The organism is Polaribacter atrinae (assembly GCF_038023995.1).
GTDB classification, from domain to species: Bacteria; Bacteroidota; Bacteroidia; order Flavobacteriales; family Flavobacteriaceae; genus Polaribacter; species Polaribacter atrinae.
Map to the genome: position 1 here is coordinate 2,894,692 of NZ_CP150660.1, position 18,044 is coordinate 2,912,735.

At 29.8% G+C, this 18,044-nt stretch carries 12 protein-coding genes and 1 tRNA gene; 9 read left to right on the forward strand and 4 right to left on the reverse strand.

Annotated features, from left to right (window positions below):
* Window positions 1-984: a magnesium and cobalt transport protein CorA gene (locus tag WG945_RS12595; protein WP_068449519.1), complete on the reverse strand. Its 984-nt coding sequence runs from the start codon at window positions 982-984 to the stop codon at window positions 1-3.
* Window positions 985-1,059: 75 nt separating this feature from the next.
* Here WG945_RS12595 and WG945_RS12600 point away from each other — a divergent pair, with 75 nt between their 5' ends.
* The 5 genes from WG945_RS12600 to WG945_RS12620 all read left to right on the forward strand — a co-directional run bounded on the left by WG945_RS12600 (window position 1,060) and on the right by WG945_RS12620 (window position 4,880).
* Window positions 1,060-1,428, forward strand: a complete 369-nt coding sequence (locus WG945_RS12600) for an MmcQ/YjbR family DNA-binding protein (RefSeq protein ID WP_068449518.1) — start codon at window positions 1,060-1,062, stop codon at window positions 1,426-1,428.
* A gap of 9 nt (window positions 1,429-1,437) precedes the next feature.
* A complete protein-coding gene (locus tag WG945_RS12605) occupies window positions 1,438-1,710 on the forward strand; it encodes a DUF3781 domain-containing protein (RefSeq protein WP_082864221.1) in 273 nt (90 codons plus the stop codon).
* An 8-nt stretch (window positions 1,711-1,718) separates the two neighbouring features.
* On the forward strand, window positions 1,719-2,267 hold the full coding sequence (locus WG945_RS12610; RefSeq protein ID WP_068449517.1) for a 5-formyltetrahydrofolate cyclo-ligase: 549 nt from the start codon (window positions 1,719-1,721) through the stop codon (window positions 2,265-2,267).
* Between the two features lie 52 nt (window positions 2,268-2,319).
* Window positions 2,320-3,942 (forward strand): adenine deaminase, encoded by a 1,623-nt coding sequence (gene ade, locus WG945_RS12615; RefSeq protein ID WP_068449516.1) that lies wholly within the window; start codon window positions 2,320-2,322, stop codon window positions 3,940-3,942.
* Between the two features lie 341 nt (window positions 3,943-4,283).
* A complete protein-coding gene (locus tag WG945_RS12620) occupies window positions 4,284-4,880 on the forward strand; it encodes a PhnA domain-containing protein (RefSeq protein ID WP_068449515.1) in 597 nt (198 codons plus the stop codon).
* A gap of 231 nt (window positions 4,881-5,111) precedes the next feature.
* On the opposite strand, the gene WG945_RS12625 is transcribed toward WG945_RS12620, so the two are convergent.
* The 3 genes from WG945_RS12625 to WG945_RS12635 form a co-directional block, all read right to left on the reverse strand.
* Window positions 5,112-6,605 (reverse strand): M56 family metallopeptidase, encoded by a 1,494-nt coding sequence (locus WG945_RS12625; RefSeq protein ID WP_068449514.1) that lies wholly within the window; start codon window positions 6,603-6,605, stop codon window positions 5,112-5,114.
* Window positions 6,602-6,973 (reverse strand): BlaI/MecI/CopY family transcriptional regulator, encoded by a 372-nt coding sequence (locus WG945_RS12630; RefSeq protein ID WP_068449513.1) that lies wholly within the window; start codon window positions 6,971-6,973, stop codon window positions 6,602-6,604. Before WG945_RS12630 ends, WG945_RS12625 begins: the two co-directional genes overlap by 4 nt.
* A 275-nt stretch (window positions 6,974-7,248) precedes the next feature.
* Window positions 7,249-8,637 carry a dipeptidase gene (locus WG945_RS12635; protein ID WP_068449512.1) on the reverse strand — a complete coding sequence of 463 codons (1,389 nt, stop codon included), beginning with the start codon at window positions 8,635-8,637 and terminating at the stop codon, window positions 7,249-7,251.
* 105 nt (window positions 8,638-8,742) lie between these two features.
* Here WG945_RS12635 and WG945_RS12640 point away from each other — a divergent pair.
* The 4 genes from WG945_RS12640 (at window position 8,743) to WG945_RS12655 (ending at window position 17,997) form a co-directional block, all read left to right on the forward strand.
* A tRNA-Leu gene (locus WG945_RS12640) sits at window positions 8,743-8,824 on the forward strand.
* 451 nt (window positions 8,825-9,275) lie between these two features.
* Window positions 9,276-13,094 (forward strand): two-component regulator propeller domain-containing protein, encoded by a 3,819-nt coding sequence (locus WG945_RS12645; RefSeq protein ID WP_068449511.1) that lies wholly within the window; start codon window positions 9,276-9,278, stop codon window positions 13,092-13,094.
* A gap of 177 nt (window positions 13,095-13,271) precedes the next feature.
* Entirely contained in the window at window positions 13,272-16,241 is a 2,970-nt protein-coding gene (locus tag WG945_RS12650; RefSeq protein ID WP_068449510.1) for a SusC/RagA family TonB-linked outer membrane protein, read from the forward strand.
* A 10-nt stretch (window positions 16,242-16,251) separates the two neighbouring features.
* Complete coding sequence (locus WG945_RS12655) at window positions 16,252-17,997, forward strand: RagB/SusD family nutrient uptake outer membrane protein (RefSeq protein WP_068449509.1); 1,746 nt, start codon at window positions 16,252-16,254, stop codon at window positions 17,995-17,997.
* Window positions 17,998-18,044 lie beyond the last annotated feature (47 nt).

Here is an 18,044-nt window from a genome sequence, read left to right on the forward strand (position 1 = left end):
TTAAAACCACTTTTTACGTTTAAAATACCAAACTGAAACTATGGTTACTAATGCCATAACGCCAAGTAGAATAAAATAACCGTATTTATATTTTAATTCAGGAATATTTTCAAAGTTCATTCCGTAAATTCCTGCTAAGAAAGTTAAAGGTATAAATATAACAGACAAAATAGTAAGTGTTTTCATTACCTCATTTAAACGGTGCCCTTGAATACTAAAAATAAGGTTTATTTTACTCTCTAATTCTTGTAATTCAAAATCTATATTAGACACTAAGTTGTTTGTTTGCTCTTTTAATTCATTAAAGTATTTTATATTAAAATCTTTAATTTCTACCTTTTCTAATTTTATAATAGTGTCTCTTAAACTTAACGTTGCTTTCTTAAAGTTAAATAATTCTTGTTTTCTTTTTTCTACTAAAGAGGTAAACTCTGGTGTTGGTTTTATATGTGTAGAATTTAGTTTATCTGCACTTAAATCGGCATTAACTTCATAAGTGTTTTGGTAATTATCAATTATAGATTCTAGAATCAAATACAGTAAATAATCTGTTTTTTTCTTTCTAACAATGCCTTTATTACCTTCTAAACGCTCACGGATCCAACCAAAATAATCTCCAGATTTTTCTTGAATAGACCATAAAAAATCAGAAGAAACAACAAAAATCATTTGTTCAGAATCTAATTTCTGACTTTGGGTAATTAAAACCCTGGTAGTTACAAATAGTAAATTATCTAATAAAATTACTTTGTTCGGGTGCTCTTCATCCCCTAATAATTTTATTAAAAAATCGTCTAATTTATTCTGATGAATTACTTTTTTATAGGCATCATGAAACTGTATTCCATACGTGTTTAACCATTTAGTGCTAGCCGAATTTTCCGAAAACACAATCTCAGAAATTGCATTGTAGGTTGTTTTTTCGTAGTTCTTTGCAGAATAACTAATTATAGAGGTGTTGTCTAAAAAATCATTTTCAGTCATAAAAAAATTGTAAATTTGGTTTATAAAGATACTTTTTAAATTGTAATAAAAAAGATTATTTTAATAACTAAACGGATGCACATAGAACAATTGAGAGATTTTTGTATTTCTAAAAAAGGGGTAACAGAACATTTTCCTTTTGATGATGTAACGTTAGTTTTTAAAGTGATGGATAAAATGTTTTTATTAACAGGTTTAACTTCTTGGGAAAAAGGCGATCCTAAAGTCAACCTAAAATGCAACCCAGAAAAAGCAATTGCATTAAGAGAAGATTTTGAGGGCATTACAGCAGGGTATCATATGAGTAAAAAACATTGGAACACTGTTTTACTCAATTCGAGTGATATTTCAGACGATTTAGCAAAAGAACTCATTAATCATTCTTATGATTTGGTTGTGCAAGGTCTATCAAAAAAGCTCCAAAAAGAATTAGAAGAATTGTAGATTTCTAAAATGATAAAAATTAAGAAAGAAGAGATTGTAAAAAAGCATTGCTATACAAAGTTGGTTTACGAAAGGATAAACAAGAAATTGAAAACCAATTTTTCTACTGATGAAAGCCAAATACTGATTAAAAAAATATTAGAAGAAACCACTTTAGAAAACTATATTAAAAAAGGAAAGAATTTTTATATTTCTAATAAGCAACATGCAATTAGAGTTACTGTTAATTCGAATACTTTTAGAGTGATAACAGTAGATAGAATTACAAATAAACTTAGATAATTTGTAAAATGAAAAAGCAAGAACTTAGAAAAATTTACAAGCAAAAACGTGCCGACTTAACCCTAGATGAAATTTTAGCATTTCAAGAAAATATCTATGAACAAATTTATGATTTAGATACTTCTGGCGTTAAAAATGTGCATTTGTTTCTGTCGCTAACTAAGTTTAAAGAAATAGATACGCAGCCAATTATTAATTTTTTTAGAAAACGACATAAAAAAATTGTAGTAAGTACCTGTAATTTCAAAGACAATACACTTTCTCATTTCTATTTAGAAGAAGATACCGTTTTAGAATTGAATAAATTTGGAGTTCCAGAACCTGTAAATGCAGTACCAGTTGATGAAAAAGAGCTAGATCTTATTTTTGTTCCGCTTTTAATATCCGATGAATTAAATTACAGAGTTGGTTACGGAAAAGGGTTTTACGATCGGTTTTTATCAAAATGTACAGAAGAAGCACAATTTATTGGTTTAAACTTTTTTAAACCTATTTATCAAATTGAAGATTCAGATGAATTTGATATTCCTTTACACCAAGTAATCTATCCCAAATAAACTTTAAGACACCTATTATTCTTTGTAAATTTGCTTTAGAAACAGAAAGCAAATGATTGTACAAGGAAATATTGTAGACATACAAAACAAACGAATTTACAAAGGAGAAGTAGAGGTTATCAACGGAAAAATTTCTTCTATTAAAGAAGTAAATCACCACCAAGAAAATTACATTCTACCTGGTTTTATAGATGCGCATATCCATATAGAAAGCTCTATGTTGGTGCCATCTGAGTTTGCTAAAATTGCTGTAAAACACGGTACCGTTGCAACTGTTTCCGATCCGCATGAAATTGCCAATGTTTTAGGCGTAAAAGGTGTGGATTTTATGATTGAAAACGGAAAGAAAGTTCCGTTAAAATTCAATTTTGGAGCACCAAGTTGTGTGCCTGCAACTTCTTTTGAAAGTGCTGGTGCAATTATAGATGCAGAAGATATTAAATTGATGATGGAAAACCCAGACATTAAATATTTGGCAGAAATGATGAATTATCCTGGTGTTTTGTTTGATGATGCTGAGGTTTTAAAGAAAATTCAACATGCTAAAAACAATAACAAACCAATTGATGGTCACGCTCCAGGTTTAAGAGGAGATGATGCAACCAAATATATTGCAGCCGGAATTTCTACAGATCACGAGTGTTTTTCTTATGATGAAGCTTTAGAAAAGCTACAAAAAGGAATGAAGGTTATTATTAGAGAAGGTTCTGCAGCCAAAAACTTCGAAGCTTTAATAGATTTATTACCAACACATTTCGAAAACATGATGTTTTGTTCGGATGATAAACATCCAGATGATTTATTGTTAGGTCATATCAATCAACTTTGTGAAAGAGCCGTTGCCAAAGGAATCGATGTTTTTAAAGTATTGCAAGCAGCGTGTATCAACCCTATAAAACATTATAATTTAGATGTTGGTTTCTTACAAAAAGGAGATGATGCCGATTTTATTTTGGTAGATAGTTTAGAAAAATTCAATGTTTTAGAGACTTATATTAATGGAGAATTGGTTGCTAAAAACGGAGAGTCTTTTGTAGAATCTGTTCCTTTTGAAGTTTTAAATAACTTTAATACAGATAAAAAAGAAGTATCAGAGTTTAGGTTTGATTCATCTTCAGAAAAAATTAGAGTTATTGAAGCTTTAGATGGCGAATTAGTAACCAACCAAATAGAAGCAGCTTCTTTAATTGTTGATGGAAATTTAATTTCAAATACAAAAACAGATGTTTTAAAAATGACGGTTGTAAATCGTTATAAAAATGATACGCCTGCAATTGCATTCATCAAAAACTTCGGATTGAAAGAAGGTGCAATAGCAAGTTCTGTTGGGCACGATTCTCATAATATTATTGCCGTTGGAGTTTCTGATGAAGATATATGTAGAGCCGTAAATCTTATTATAGAAAATAGAGGAGGAGTTTGTGCTGTAAATGCAACGGAAGAAAAAATAGTTTCGTTACCAGTTGCCGGAATCATGTCTGATAAGTCTGCTGAGGTTATAGGGGAATCTTATGCAGCCTTAGATACAATGGCTAAACAAATGGGTAGTAAATTAAGAGCACCTTATATGAGTTTATCTTTTATGGCGTTATTAGTCATTCCGTCTTTAAAATTATCCGACAAAGGTTTGTTTGATGGAACTTCTTTTAAATTTACTTCTTTAGAAATAGAGTAATGAACTGTCATTGCGAGTTTACGAAGCAATCTCATTTTATAGATAGCGGTTATTCGTCTATATAAAATGAGATTTCTCAATCGCTAAAAAAGCTCATTTCGAAATGACAATATGTTTACGAACAGGTCTATTCCTGACTGAACCTTTCGCCTTCGCTCAAGTCAAGCTCTCTGTTTGAGCTCTTTTTTTAGTCCCTTTTGGGATAAAAAAAGCGAGTAGTGAAAGCAGGAAATAGCTTCGAGTTAAAATTTTATCAAATTCTTAATTTTTGGAGCACTTCTTTACAAATTAATTAGCATTTTTCAATTAAAAATGTACTTTTGTGCAACAAAAAATATATTATGAGTTTACAACAAGATTTAGAAAATAGAAGTGGAAATAAATGTGAATTATGTACTTCAACAACTAATTTATCAATTTACGACGTAAAACCAACCATAACTGGTGGAGGTGGAGTAGATGGTAGTGTATTGGCTTGTGAAACTTGTATTACTCAAATAGATAATCCAGAAGAAACGGATGCAAACCATTGGCGTTGTTTAAACGACTCTATGTGGAGTGAATATAGAGGTGTAAAGGTAGTTGCTTGGAGAATGTTGTCTCGTTTAAGAGCAGAAGGTTGGCCGCAAGATTTGTTAGATATGATGTATTTAGAAGACGATGATTTACGTTTTGCTAAAGAATCTGGAGATCATTTAGATGATAGCGAAAAGATTATTCATAGAGATGCAAATGGTGCAATTTTAGAAGCAGGAGATTCTGTTGTTTTAATTAAAGATTTAAAGGTAAAAGGATCTAGTATGGTTGCTAAACAAGGAACTGCGGTACGTAGAATTTCTTTAGATCATGAAAATGCAAAATATATAGAAGGTAAAGTAGGGCCAACGCAAATTGTAATTATTACAGATTACGTTAAAAAAATGGCAGAAAAAGAGTAATCTTCTGTTGTTTTTAGCACAGTAGAGTAGTTGGGCGTTCCTTTCAGGTCGCGCTTTACACTATATCTTTTTTCTGAAAAAGAAAAAAGGATGCCGTTTCAATCGCTAACGCGCATTTTTGCTAATAAATAGCGTTTAAGTTTTCTTATTTAGAATTTTTAAGAAATTTGATTTTTACATAAAAAAAACCTCGATATATCGAGGTTTTTTTATGTCTATATTATTCTAACTTTAGTTCTTTTTACTAATTATATATACAGCACCAGATCCATCTTTGTTTTTCTCTACGTTAACCCTTTCTATAGTAGTTGGTTTTATTTGTTCCATTTCTTTTTTAGAAATAATTTTTCCGTCTAAATAATAGATCGGCTCTTTTTTCTTTTTTATAGAAATTGTAGAAGTTCCGTCTTTTTGTTTCATAACGTTTACGCTTTCTATATTTTCAGAATCTACATTATTAATTTCTTCCTTTGTTACCGTTTTTCCGTCTATTGTAAAAGTTGTTTCTTTCTTATTTGTTTTAGAAACAGAAGGTTTAGAAGTAGGTGGTGGAGGTGGAATAATTTTATCAGTTGTACTCTTTTGTAAGTTTTTATACGCATCTGGTGTATTGTCTTTAAATTCAGAAACTATTTCACCGTTATCATACACCTTTGTTATAAATTGTCCTTCTATAATATCGCCTGCATTTACTTGCTGAGATGAAATTACTTTTCCATTTTGGTCTGTTAATTTACCTTCTCTATTATAATATTTGTAATTTTTATCTTTTAAAACATAAAAATACTTTTCTCCTTTTATGATTTTAAAGCCTGTTGTTGGAAAATTACTTTCTGTAGTAATTTCATGTTTACTTACTGATATTTGTTTCTCTTGTGCTTCAACTCTTTTTGCAAAGAGGAAAATAAAAGCTGTTAAAAGCGGAATTACCGCCAGTTTTTTTAACAACATGTTTGTTGGTGAGCTTTGTTTTGTCATCATTTTTAATCTTTTTTTAGTTAATGAATAATTCAAATTACTGGCCAAGTAATATTCGTTGTTCCATGCAGCTTTGTTTACTAAAATGTGCTGATATTGAAACGTGTTATTATGTTGATGATTCACCTTTTCGTCTGCTAAAAATTCGTGATTTAATTGTATTGCTTTTTTTAAGAAGATAAATAATGGGTTTATCCAAAAAATAATTTGAAGCAATTCAATTAATAGAACATCTAAGGTGTGTTTTTGTGTTGCATGTGTTAACTCATGTGTAAAGAGTTCTTCTTCTATTTTCTCTTGCTTATAGTCTTTTTTATTGATGAAAATGTAATTCCAGAAAGTATGAGGTAGTATTTCATCCTTTACTAAAACTAATACTGCTTTTTGATATTTGATAGTTTCGTTTTTTCTTATCTTCTGTATAATTCTAACAAGGTTGACAACAAATCGTACTAAAAATAAGGTTGCTATAATTAGGTAGGTTACCATTAATAATTGACTGTAATTAAAAGTTTCATAGCCTGTTGTTGAGGTTGTGTTTCCCATAAAAATAGGTTCTCCGTTAGTTTCTATTGCATCCTTAGCCTGAATAGTAATGGTTGTTAATGGTACTAAAAAAGAAATGATGATACCTGTTAAAAGATAAAAGCGATTAAAGGTGTGCATTTTTTCTTTTTCTAATATAAAATGATAAAAGAAGAGTAATAATGCTAAACAACTTGCAGATTTAAGTAGGTAGATAATCATTGTTGCTGTTTTTTAATTTGACCATCAATTATCTTTTTTAAATCTTCTAATTCTTCTGTAGAAAGATTGGTTTCTTTTGTGAAAAAAGAAGCAAACTGACTGGCAGAATCGTTGAAGAAATTTTTAATTAATCCGTTAACATGTTTAGAAAAATAATCTGTTTTTTTTATTAACGGGAAGTATTCTCTCGATTTTCCGAATAACTTATAATCTATAAAACCTTTGTCTGCAATTCTTTTTAACAAAGTAGCAACGGTTGTTGTTGCTGGTTTTGGTTCTGGAAAATCTTCTAACAATTCTTTTAAAAATGCTTTTTTACGTTTCCATAAATATTGCATTAATTGTTCTTCTGTTTTAGATAATTGCATCGTTTATGTTTTTTTGCTCTACAAACATAGAATAAAAATATATATTCTACAAATGTAGAGTTGAAATAGTTTTGTTTTGCTGTTTAAATAATGAAAATTAATAGTTCTACTTAGGGTAGGTAAGTATGCTTGCATTAAGGATTGTAGCATTTGTTTGAGCTCTTTTTTGTTTTTACAAAAAAAGCGAGTGCGAAAAGCCTGACGCAATTATTTTTTTCAAATAATTGGGGAATGCCCAAAAAAAAATCCGCTCATTGCTGAACGGATTAATTATTTTATTTAGACATCTCTGTAAAATATTTATAGAAATAAGGAATCGTTTCAATCCCTTTTAGGTAATTCCACACCCCAAAATGTTCGTTTGGTGAGTGAATGGCATCAGAATCTAAACCGAAGCCCATTAAAATAGTCTTGCTTTTTAAATGTTGCTCAAATAAAGCAACAATAGGAATACTACCACCACTTCTTTGAGGAATAGGCGTTTTACCAAAGCTGGTTTCATAGGCTTTGCTAGCTGCTTTGTATGCCGTATTATCTATTGGAGTTACGTACCCTTGTCCGCCATGATGTGGTTTTACAAGTACCGTTACAGATTTAGGAGCTATGCTTTCGAAATGTTTTTTGAAGAGCTCTGTAATCTCTTTCCAATCTTGATTTGGCACTAATCTCATAGATATTTTAGCAAATGCTTTGCTTGCAATTACTGTTTTTGCACCTTCGCCAGTATAACCACCCCAAATTCCGTTTACATCTAAAGTTGGTCTAATTGCATTGCGCTCGTTGGTAGAATAACCTGCCTCTCCGTGAACATCACCTATTTTTAAGGCATCTTTATATTTCTCTAAAGAAAAAGGAGCTTTTGCCATTTCTGCTCTTTCTTCTGTAGATAATTCTTCTACGTTGTCATAAAAACCAGGAATGGTAATGTGGTTGTTCTCGTCGTGTAACGAGGCAATCATTTTGGTTAAAATATTGATAGGGTTTGCAACTGCGCCTCCGTATAAACCTGAATGTAAATCTCTATTTGGTCCTGTAACTTCTACTTCTACATAACTTAAACCACGTAAACCTGTTGTAATAGAAGGGATGTCGTTGGCAATCATACCTGTGTCAGATATTATAATAACATCATTGGCTAATTTTTCTGTATTTCTTGGTACAAACCAAGCTAAACTTTCAGAACCTACTTCTTCTTCACCTTCTATCATAAATTTTACGTTACAAGGTAAGTTTCCGGTAGATGTCATGTATTCTAATGCTTTTACGTGCATATACATTTGTCCTTTATCATCGCAAGCACCACGAGCAAATATTGCTCCTTCTGGATGAATTTCTGTATTTTTAATTACTGGTTCAAATGGTGGAGACGTCCAAAGTTCTATTGGATCTGCCGGTTGTACATCATAATGACCGTAAACTAATACGGTTGGTAAGTTTTTGTCGATGATTTTTTCTCCATAAATAATAGGATATCCTGGAGTTTCACACATTTCTACGTTGTCGCAACCTGCTTTTTTTAAACTTTCTAAAACAAAATCAGCCGTTAGTAAAACGTCTTTCTTATAAGCCGAATCTGCACTAACAGAAGGGATTTTAAGGAGTTCTATGAGTTCGTTTAAGAAGCGTTGTTTGTTGTCTTTTATGTAAGATTGAATGGTATTCATAAGATATATATTTATTTCTACATCAAAAGTAGAAAAATTATTATGAACTGCTTTGCAGTTTGCAAGGATTGTTTATATTTGCAGCCCAATTAAATGGGAAAAGTTGCAGGCGTGGTGGAATTGGTAGACACGCTAGACTTAGGATCTAGTGCCGCGAGGTGTGAGAGTTCGAGTCTCTCCGCCTGTACAATAAGAGAAAACCTCAGCTTTTAGCTGAGGTTTTTTTATTTTTAGGTAAGATGTTAGTGGTATCTTATGGATGATTTTTATTTATCTAGAATTAATGGTGTTCGTACTATATGATTAGTGTAGATATGCAATTTTAGTTGCTAAATTTAAATGTATTTTCATAGAACATAAGTATTCTTCATTTAACTGACATTCATTTTGAATCGTTAAATAGTAAAAATTTATTCATGTAATTTTCTGTTTTAAAAATCAACTGATTTTTAAAATGAGCTTTTGCGGAAGGCTTCATGTATCGCTTGTGCTTATGTCTAAATTAATTTTATTGAAAAAATAACATTGATAAACCTACAACGGGTAAGAATTTTAAAGACAAAATTTTTATTTACTTAACCTAATATTTATATTAAGGTAATCTTAAAAGTATACTCTTGTGGGGTTAAATGTACACTATGACAAGAGTAGTATTATTCTTTTTTTTTATAACATTACAAACTTTTAGTCAACAAATTAAATTTGATAATTTTTCGATATACGAGGGGTTATCTAATAATTCTGTAAAAGATATCGAAAATGATATTAATGGAGGTTTATGGATTGCAACTTGGGATGGCTTAAATTATTTTGATGGTTATACATTTACTTCCTTTAAACATGACATTAACAACAATCATTCGATTGCTGGTAATTACATCAGCAAAGTTAAACAAGATATAAAAGGTACAATTTGGATTATTACAGAAGATACTAAAATAAGCAGGTATTTAGGTAATAAAAAGTTTAAAAATTACACTTTTAAGAACAAACCAATTGATATCTCTGTTACAAAAGATGGTAATATTTTAGTTCACACTAAAAATAACTGTTACGAATTTGTTGCTGGTCAATTTCAAGAAACCAATAGGATAATCTCAAAAACAAACAACAACGCTTTAAACAATATTCTTTTAACAAAATACCCAAACATTATTATTAACGATGTTTTAAAAGATAAAACAGGTAATATTTGGTATGCCACACGTAAAAATGGTTTATTCATCATTAAAAATATATTAGACAAAGCCAATAAATATCATATAGAAAATTACACAAAAGACCCTTATTCTAAAGAAAGTTTTAAAAGTAATGAAGTAGAAACTTTACACGAAGATTATTTTGGAAACATTTGGCTTGGCTTAAAAGATGGTGGAATTAGTATGGCTTACTCCAATTCTGATAAGATAGCATCTATTGTACCTCACCCAATAAATTCTCCAAACATTCCTAATGAAACTTTACGTGCAATAACCAAAGATTTAGAAGGTAAACTGTGGTTAGGTTATTACACAAAAGGACTTTATAATTACAATTCTACTTCTAAAAATTACAAAGAATTTATAATTAAAGAAGCTACCAATGAACCAGATTGGAAACGTATAAGGTCTTTGTTTACTGCTTCTGATGGGACTATTTGGGCAGGAACTTATGCTGGAATAATCAGAATAAAAAAAAATGGAGATTATAACTTATATAATTCTAAGAATAATATAAACATACCTAACAATAGAAATTATTCTATTTATGAAGATAATAATAAACAATTATGGGTTGCTTGTTGGGGTGGGGTTGCTAAATTTAATTTAATCACAAATAATTTTGAGTCTTTTATTGGTCAAGATTTAATTCGTAAATATCATATTAGAAATTTAAAATTTATAGATAACGAGCTTATTCTTGCTACAGAAAATAATGGGCTGCAATTATTAGATATTAGTAAAGGAAAATTAAAAACAATAGAGACCCAAAATAATCTTTCTCATTATCATAAAGAGCAAAAAAGCAACTTAAAATCTAATAATAAAGGTTTAAAATTAATTGATATTAAAAATGGCGAATTACAATCTATAAATACTAATAAAGGCCTTTTAAGTAATAGTATTTACGCTGTTTATAAAGATGAAAAAACAAATTATTATTGGATTGCATCGCTTGGTGGATTAAGTGTTTTTAGTAAAGAAAAAGGTATTATTAAGAATATTACAGAAAAAGAAGGTTTACCTAGCCAATTAATTTACGGTGTTTTAGATCATAAAGAGCAAGTTTGGTTAAGTACCACAAAAGGAATTGTTGTGATTGATAAAAAAAGTTTTGAAGTAAAAACTTTTCATCCAAAAGGAGGTTGGCAGGTTTCTGAATTTTCTGAAGGCGCTTATTATCAGGATGCTAAAGGTGATTTGTTTTTTGGCGGAATTAATGGTTTAAATTATTTTAATCCTAGCAATATTCAGTTTAACAATACTAAAGCAAAAATTAAATTACTGGTTGATGATAATGAAAACTACTCTCCAAAGATTATAAAAAGTCATAATAAAAATCAAATTAGTATTGATTTAATTCCGATTAGATTCCCCAAAAAAACAGAAAAAAATATCTATTATAAATTAGAAGGCTTAGATAGTATTTGGACTTTATTAGATATCAATAACAAGATAAATTATCAAAATTTAACTTCTGGAAATTATAATTTTTTACTTAAAGAAGGAAAAGAAAACGATGAAGAATTATTTTTCTCCTTACAAATAAAAAAAGCTTTCTATAAAACAAACTTATTTTATGTGCTCTTATCAGTATTTATATTAATTACAGCAATAATACTTATCTATCTTAAGAATTTAAGAACAAAATCACTTCAAAAAGACCTAGAAAAAAAGATCTTAATTCGTACAAATGTCATCGAAAATCAAAAAAAAGATTTAGAGGTTATTAACAATCAATTGGATGAAAAAAATAAAGAAATTTTACGTCAAAAAGAGACACTTTTAAAATTACATAACAATCTTAAAAATGAAGATTTTGAAGTCGAAAAATTTAAAACATTTGTTTTATCAGAGTTTCAAGAACCAGTTTCTAAAATTTTAAAAACTGCAAATTGTTTGTCAGAAAATTCTCATGATAAAAAAACTATTTTAGAAGAGACTAACAAAATGGTAAACCTAATTTCTGAATGGAATTATCTAAGCCACGTAAAAGAAATTGGAGCTATTAAGACTTCTGTAATTAATTTGTTTCCGGTTTTAAAAAACAGTATTAATAAGTTAGAAGAATCTTTACAAAACAATAAAGTAGATTTTAATTTTAATATAGACACCTCTATTAATTGGGTAGAAATAGATGTTTTACGTTTTCGTTTAATGCTACAATATTTTTTTAATGACATTAATAAATACTCAGATAATAGCAGTAAGTTAAACTTAAAAATCAATTATAAGAATTCTTTTGTAGTTGTAGAAATTTCTTCCAATAGTGATCTTTTAAAAAATAATTGGTACAGTGTTTTACATTACAGCCCTTATTTTAAAGCATTACAAACTCTTTTGGTTGATTTAAAAGGAAAACTTATCAATTATAATTTAGACAAAGAATTTAAGATAGCATTACAAATACCAATTACCAAAATAAACCCGAAGGATAAGTCTATAGAAACCATTTCTTGGAAACATTTTAATCAACAAGAAAATTTATCTGCAGACAAAAAAAATGTATTAATTTTTAGTGATGAAGAAAATTTTGCGGCTGCAAATCAAATTTTAGAACATAATAATTATAATTTAATCTTTGAAAACTCTGCAAATAACTTAAACTCGATTACCAAACAAATTCAGATACATATTGTTGTAATCTATCAAGTTTCTTTCTCTAAAGATCTTTTATATTTTATTAATAATTCTGATGTAACAAAAAATAAGAAAATTGCTATAATTTATATATCAGAAGAGATTAATTACGAACTAAGAGAACAATCGATTGAGTTTGGTGTAGACACTCTTATTCAGCTTCCTGTAAGTGAATCTTTTATTCTAAAAAAAATAGACTCTTTAATAAATAGAAAAAATATTTCTATTGAAGAAAATAAATTTCAAGAAAAAATATTCGATATTTTAACAGGTAAAGATCTTGTTTTAACGGCTAATGATAAATTATTAAAAAAGAGTTTAGAGGTTATAAAGAAAGAATTACATAACTCTTCTTTTAATGTAGAAATGTTGGTAGATTTATTAGATGTTTCTAGGGTAAAGTGTTATCGATTATTTAAAGAAAGGTTAAAACAATCTCCTTCAGATGTAATTATGTCTCTTAGATTACAAAAAGCAGAAGCTTTGTTAAAAACTAAGAAATTAAACATCTCTGAAATAAGTTTTGAGTGCGGTTATAACGATCCAAAGTATTTTGGAAAAGCATTTAAAAAGTATTTTGGTAAAAGTCCTAAAGAATTTAAAGATCAATTTAGCTAAGTTGTTTGTTGCTGTAGGATTTTCTTAACGTTAGCTAATTGTTATTGTAACAAAACTACACCTAATCTGCTTCTTTTTCATCCCAATTTGAGTGATTAATACTCTTTGATGAAACAAAAACACCCTAAGCAACACTTTCTGTAAATTAGTTTTACCACAATTTAAAAATCAAACTAGATGAAAAAATATTATTTAATTTTAATACTTGCATTAGGCTTTACTTCCTATTCAATTGCGCAAGTTAACGTGTCTGGAACCGTAGTTTCTGATGCAGATGGAATACCAATACCTAATGTTTCTGTTGTTTTAAAAGGACAGATTAATACAGGAACTGTAACAGATTTTGATGGAGTTTTCTCTATCAATTTAAATGATGAAAATGGCGTTTTAATATTTTCATATTTAGGTTATGAGACTAAAGAAGTTCTTTATTCTGGAAACCAAAAATTAAATATTATTTTAAAAGAAGAAGCAAATTCTTTGGATGAAGTTGTTATAGTAGGTTATGGATCCCAAAAAAGATCTGATGTAACTGGAGCAATTTCTTCTGTAAAAAGTGAAGATTTTAATCAAGGAGTTGTTGCAAATGCTGGTCAACTTTTACAAGGTAAAGTTGCTGGTGTAAACGTATCTTCTTCTAGTGGTGAGCCTGGTGCTACACAAGATGTTGTTATTAGAGGTGTTGGTAGCTTACGTTCTGGTACAACTCCGCTTTATATTGTAGATGGTTTTGCTTTAGATAATTCTGGTAATGGTATTGCTACTAATCCATTAAACTTTATAAACCCACAAGATATAGAAAGTATAGAAGTTTTAAAAGACGCTTCTTCAACTGCAATTTATGGTTCTAGAGCAGCCAATGGTGTTATTGTAATTACTACTAAAAAAGGAAAAAAAGGAAGAAACAAAGTAAACATAAACGTCTCTAGTGGTTTTTCTACGTTAGCAAATAAAGTTGATGTTTTTACTGCTGATGAATTTAGAGCTAATGTAACTGCCGTAAATGGTACTTTAATTGATGGAGGAGCATCTACAAATTGGCAAGATGAATTAACAAGAACTGCGGTGTCAAAAAACATTAACTTTTCTATGAGTGGAGGTACAGAAAATTCTTCTTATGCAGCTTCTGTAGGTGTCGATGATCAAGAGGGTATTTTAAGAAACAGTAACTTAAAACGTTATTCTGGTCGTTTAAATTTAACTCAAAAAGCAATTGACGATAAATTTAATGTTACTTTTAATTTAACAGCTACTAAATTAGACAATACTAGACCTAATTCTGGCAGTGTTGTAAGTGATATGTTAAGTCTTAATCCAACAGACTCTCCTTATGAAAATGGTGAATTAAAAGGAAATTTAAGTAACGATATTTTAAATCCTTTTATTGGAGAAATAATTTATGGAGATTACACAAATAACAACCGTATTTTGGCTAATATTTCTCCTTCTTATAAAATTGCAAAAGGTTTAACTTATAAATTAAATGTTGGTGTAGATTATTCTATTACAGAAAGAGATGTGCAATACATGCCTTATGCAACAGAAACAAATACAACTTTAGGTAGCTTAAATACAGCTACAACTAAAAACAATAATACTCTTATAGAGAATACATTAACATATAATTTTTATAAAAAATTAAGTAGTTTTACTTTTCTATTGGGATATACCTACCAACAAACTGAAGTAAATCAAAAACAATTTTATTTAGAAGGTTTTCCAGATAACGGAGTAGAGCCAAGATATCAAATAGAAACGGCAAACCAGCAAACAACTCAGTCTGCTTACGCTACTAAAAATGAGTTACAATCTTTCTTTGGTAGAGTAAATTATACTTTTAATGATAAATATTTAATGACTGCAACAATGCGTGCAGATGGTTCTTCTAAATTTGGAGAAAATAATAAATACGGATATTTTCCTTCTGTTGCCTTAGGATGGAACATTAATAAAGAAGGTTTCTTAAAAGATTCTGAAAACATCAACAACTTAAAATTAAGAGCAAGTTGGGGGCAAACTGGTAGTCAAGAAATTCCTTCTAAAATAACGCAAGCAAGTTATACAGAAAGTAATACTGACAACAACACATATCCATTAGACTCTAGTGCTTCTGATCTAGGTGGTTACCCTTACGGATCTATATTTACACGTTTGGCAAACCCAGATATTCAGTGGGAAGTTTCTACACAAACCAATATTGGTTTAGATTTTGGTTTATTTCGTAACAAGTTAACAGGTACTGTAGATTATTTTAGTAAAGTTACAGACAATATTTTATTAGAGGTTTCTCCTACAGACCCTATTGTTCCAGTTTCTAGTTATTGGACTAACATTCCTAATATGGAAATTAGAAACAACGGAGTTGAAATTGCCTTAGATTACAACAATACTATCAATAAAGACTTCTCTTATAATATTGGAGGTAACATTTCTATTACTAAAAACGAAGTTGTAAATTCTCCTTATCAAATATTAACAACAGGAGCCGCACAAGGTTCAGGACAAACAGGAGCTACAATTAATGGTGTTTTAAACGGAGAAGCTATTGGTACTTTTTACGTTCAAGAGTTTATCGGAATTGGAGAGGATGGTTTAAATCAATTTACAGACATTAATAATGATGGTGAAATTTTAGATGATGATCGTATTGTAGCAGGTAATGCCTTGCCAGATTATATTTATGCATTCTACTTAAATTTTAACTACAAAAAATTCGATTTAGGTTTAAACTTTAATGGAGCTGGTGGTAATAAAATTTACAACCACGTTGCTATGTCTTCTTTTAACAAAGGGAATTTAGCCAATTCTTTTAACACAACAGGTAGAGCTGTAGAATATTTAGATGAATCAGCAACAAATTCTAACTTAGTTTCTACAAGATATTTAGAAGACGGAGATTTTTTAAGATTAAACAATGCAACTTTAGCATACAATTTTACACCAGAAGCATTAGGTCTTGGAGATAATATTAAAAATCTTCGTTTATCAATTACAGGTCAAAATTTATTTGTGATAACAGATTACAGTGGTTTCGATCCAGAAATTAATACAGGAAGTCCTGTTGGAGGTATTCAAACTTTTGGTATTGACTATTACAGTTACCCAAAAAGTAGAACTATCCTTTTAAGTCTAAATGTAGAATTTTAATAAGACAAAAATGAAAAACATAATAAAAAACACAGTATTTGCAATTAGCATTCTATTAATGTCTAGCTGTAGTGATTTAAAAGAAGAAGTTTTAGATGAATCTTTAACAGGTGCTGGACAAGCAGAAGCAATTAGTGGAGCAATTGCACCTGCGTACGGACAGATTGCTTGGACTTGGAGACACACAAACTATTACGGTTTACAATTAATACCAAGTGATGAGGCAATTTTACCTTACAGAGGAGGAACAGACTGGTATGATGGTGGTAAATTTTTAGCAGCTCATTCTCATTCTATAACTTCTACAAATGATTTGGTAAAAAGTGCTTGGACAGAACTTACAATAAATATTTCTAGAACATTAACAGCTATAGAAGTTCTTACACCAATGGCTGAAGAAGGAAATACAGAAGCAGAAAGTGCACTTTACGAAATGAAAGCGCTTAGAGCTTATTTAAATATGTTAACTTTAGATAGTTGGGGACTTGCATTTAAAAAAGAATCTTCTAGTGAAAATTCAGAAATTCTTAGAGGACAAGATGCAATAGATTATATAGAAAGCGAATTGTTATCTGTTGTTGATGTGATAAATACTGATAAAGGTTCTGGTAGAATGACACAATCTGCCGTTTGGGGATTTTTAGCAAGATTAAATCTAAATGCTGCTGTATATAGAGATCCTTACGGAACTCCTAATTTTACAACTGAAGACATGGATAAAGTGGTAGAATATACAGATAACATTATCAATTCTGGTAAATTTTCTTTATCTCCAGAATATTTCGAATTATTTAATGATAGTAATAGTGATAATGCAGAATTAATTTTTGCTTTAGATCAACGTGGCGTTTTAAAGAATGAACACAGTCGTTGGGCTTATTGGTCTTTACCCGGTTCTATGTTTCCTAGACCAGAATTTACAAGTGCAGATGGTACAGATGGACCTGCAATTACATCAGATTTTTATCAAACTTGGGTAGATGCTTATGGTAGTGTAGATCCTGCTGATGCAGATCCTAGATTTCTTCAAAAAAACACCCAAGAAGTTGCTTATGGTATAGATGATCTTACAGGTCTTTCTCCTTTAAATGATGAGGATAATTACTATTGTGTAGAAGCAGAAGATTTTGAAATAGACAGAGGTATTTTACGAGGCGTAACTTGGGCAGCCAGAAAAGATGAAAATGGTGCATTTTACACTTGTGATGATGGCTACAGAATTTATCCTGTAAAACAAATTAAAGGAAATGGTGTAGATAAAAACGTAGATTATGTAGACCTTACTTTACAAGTAGATTTTACAAATGAAGGTAGAGCACATCATGCTGGTTATCGAGTTTCTAAGTATCAATTTAGTCACACTTCTAATAACGGAAATAATTACAGTAGTGTAGATTTAGTATTAATGCGTTATGCAGAAATTTACATGATGCGTGCAGAAGCAAAATTGAGAAAAGGAGACGCAGCAGCAGCTTTAGCAGATGTAAATATTGTTAAAACTTCAAGAACTGCTCGTGAGCCAATTCCTAGTGCACTTTCATCAATAGATTTAGATGTTTTATACAGAGAGCTTGGTTTCGAATTTTATTGGGAAGGTTTAAGGAGAACAAATCAAATCCGTTTTAGTCATTATGAAGATTCGTGGACAGAAAAAACAGATACAGATGTAAATAATAGGTTATTTCCTATTCCGCAAGTAGCTATAGATGGAGCTTCTAACACGCCAGGGTATTTAGAACAAAATAAAGGATATTAGTTGTTTATTGTTTTATTTTAAGGGAGCTCTTCTAGAAAAATAGCTCC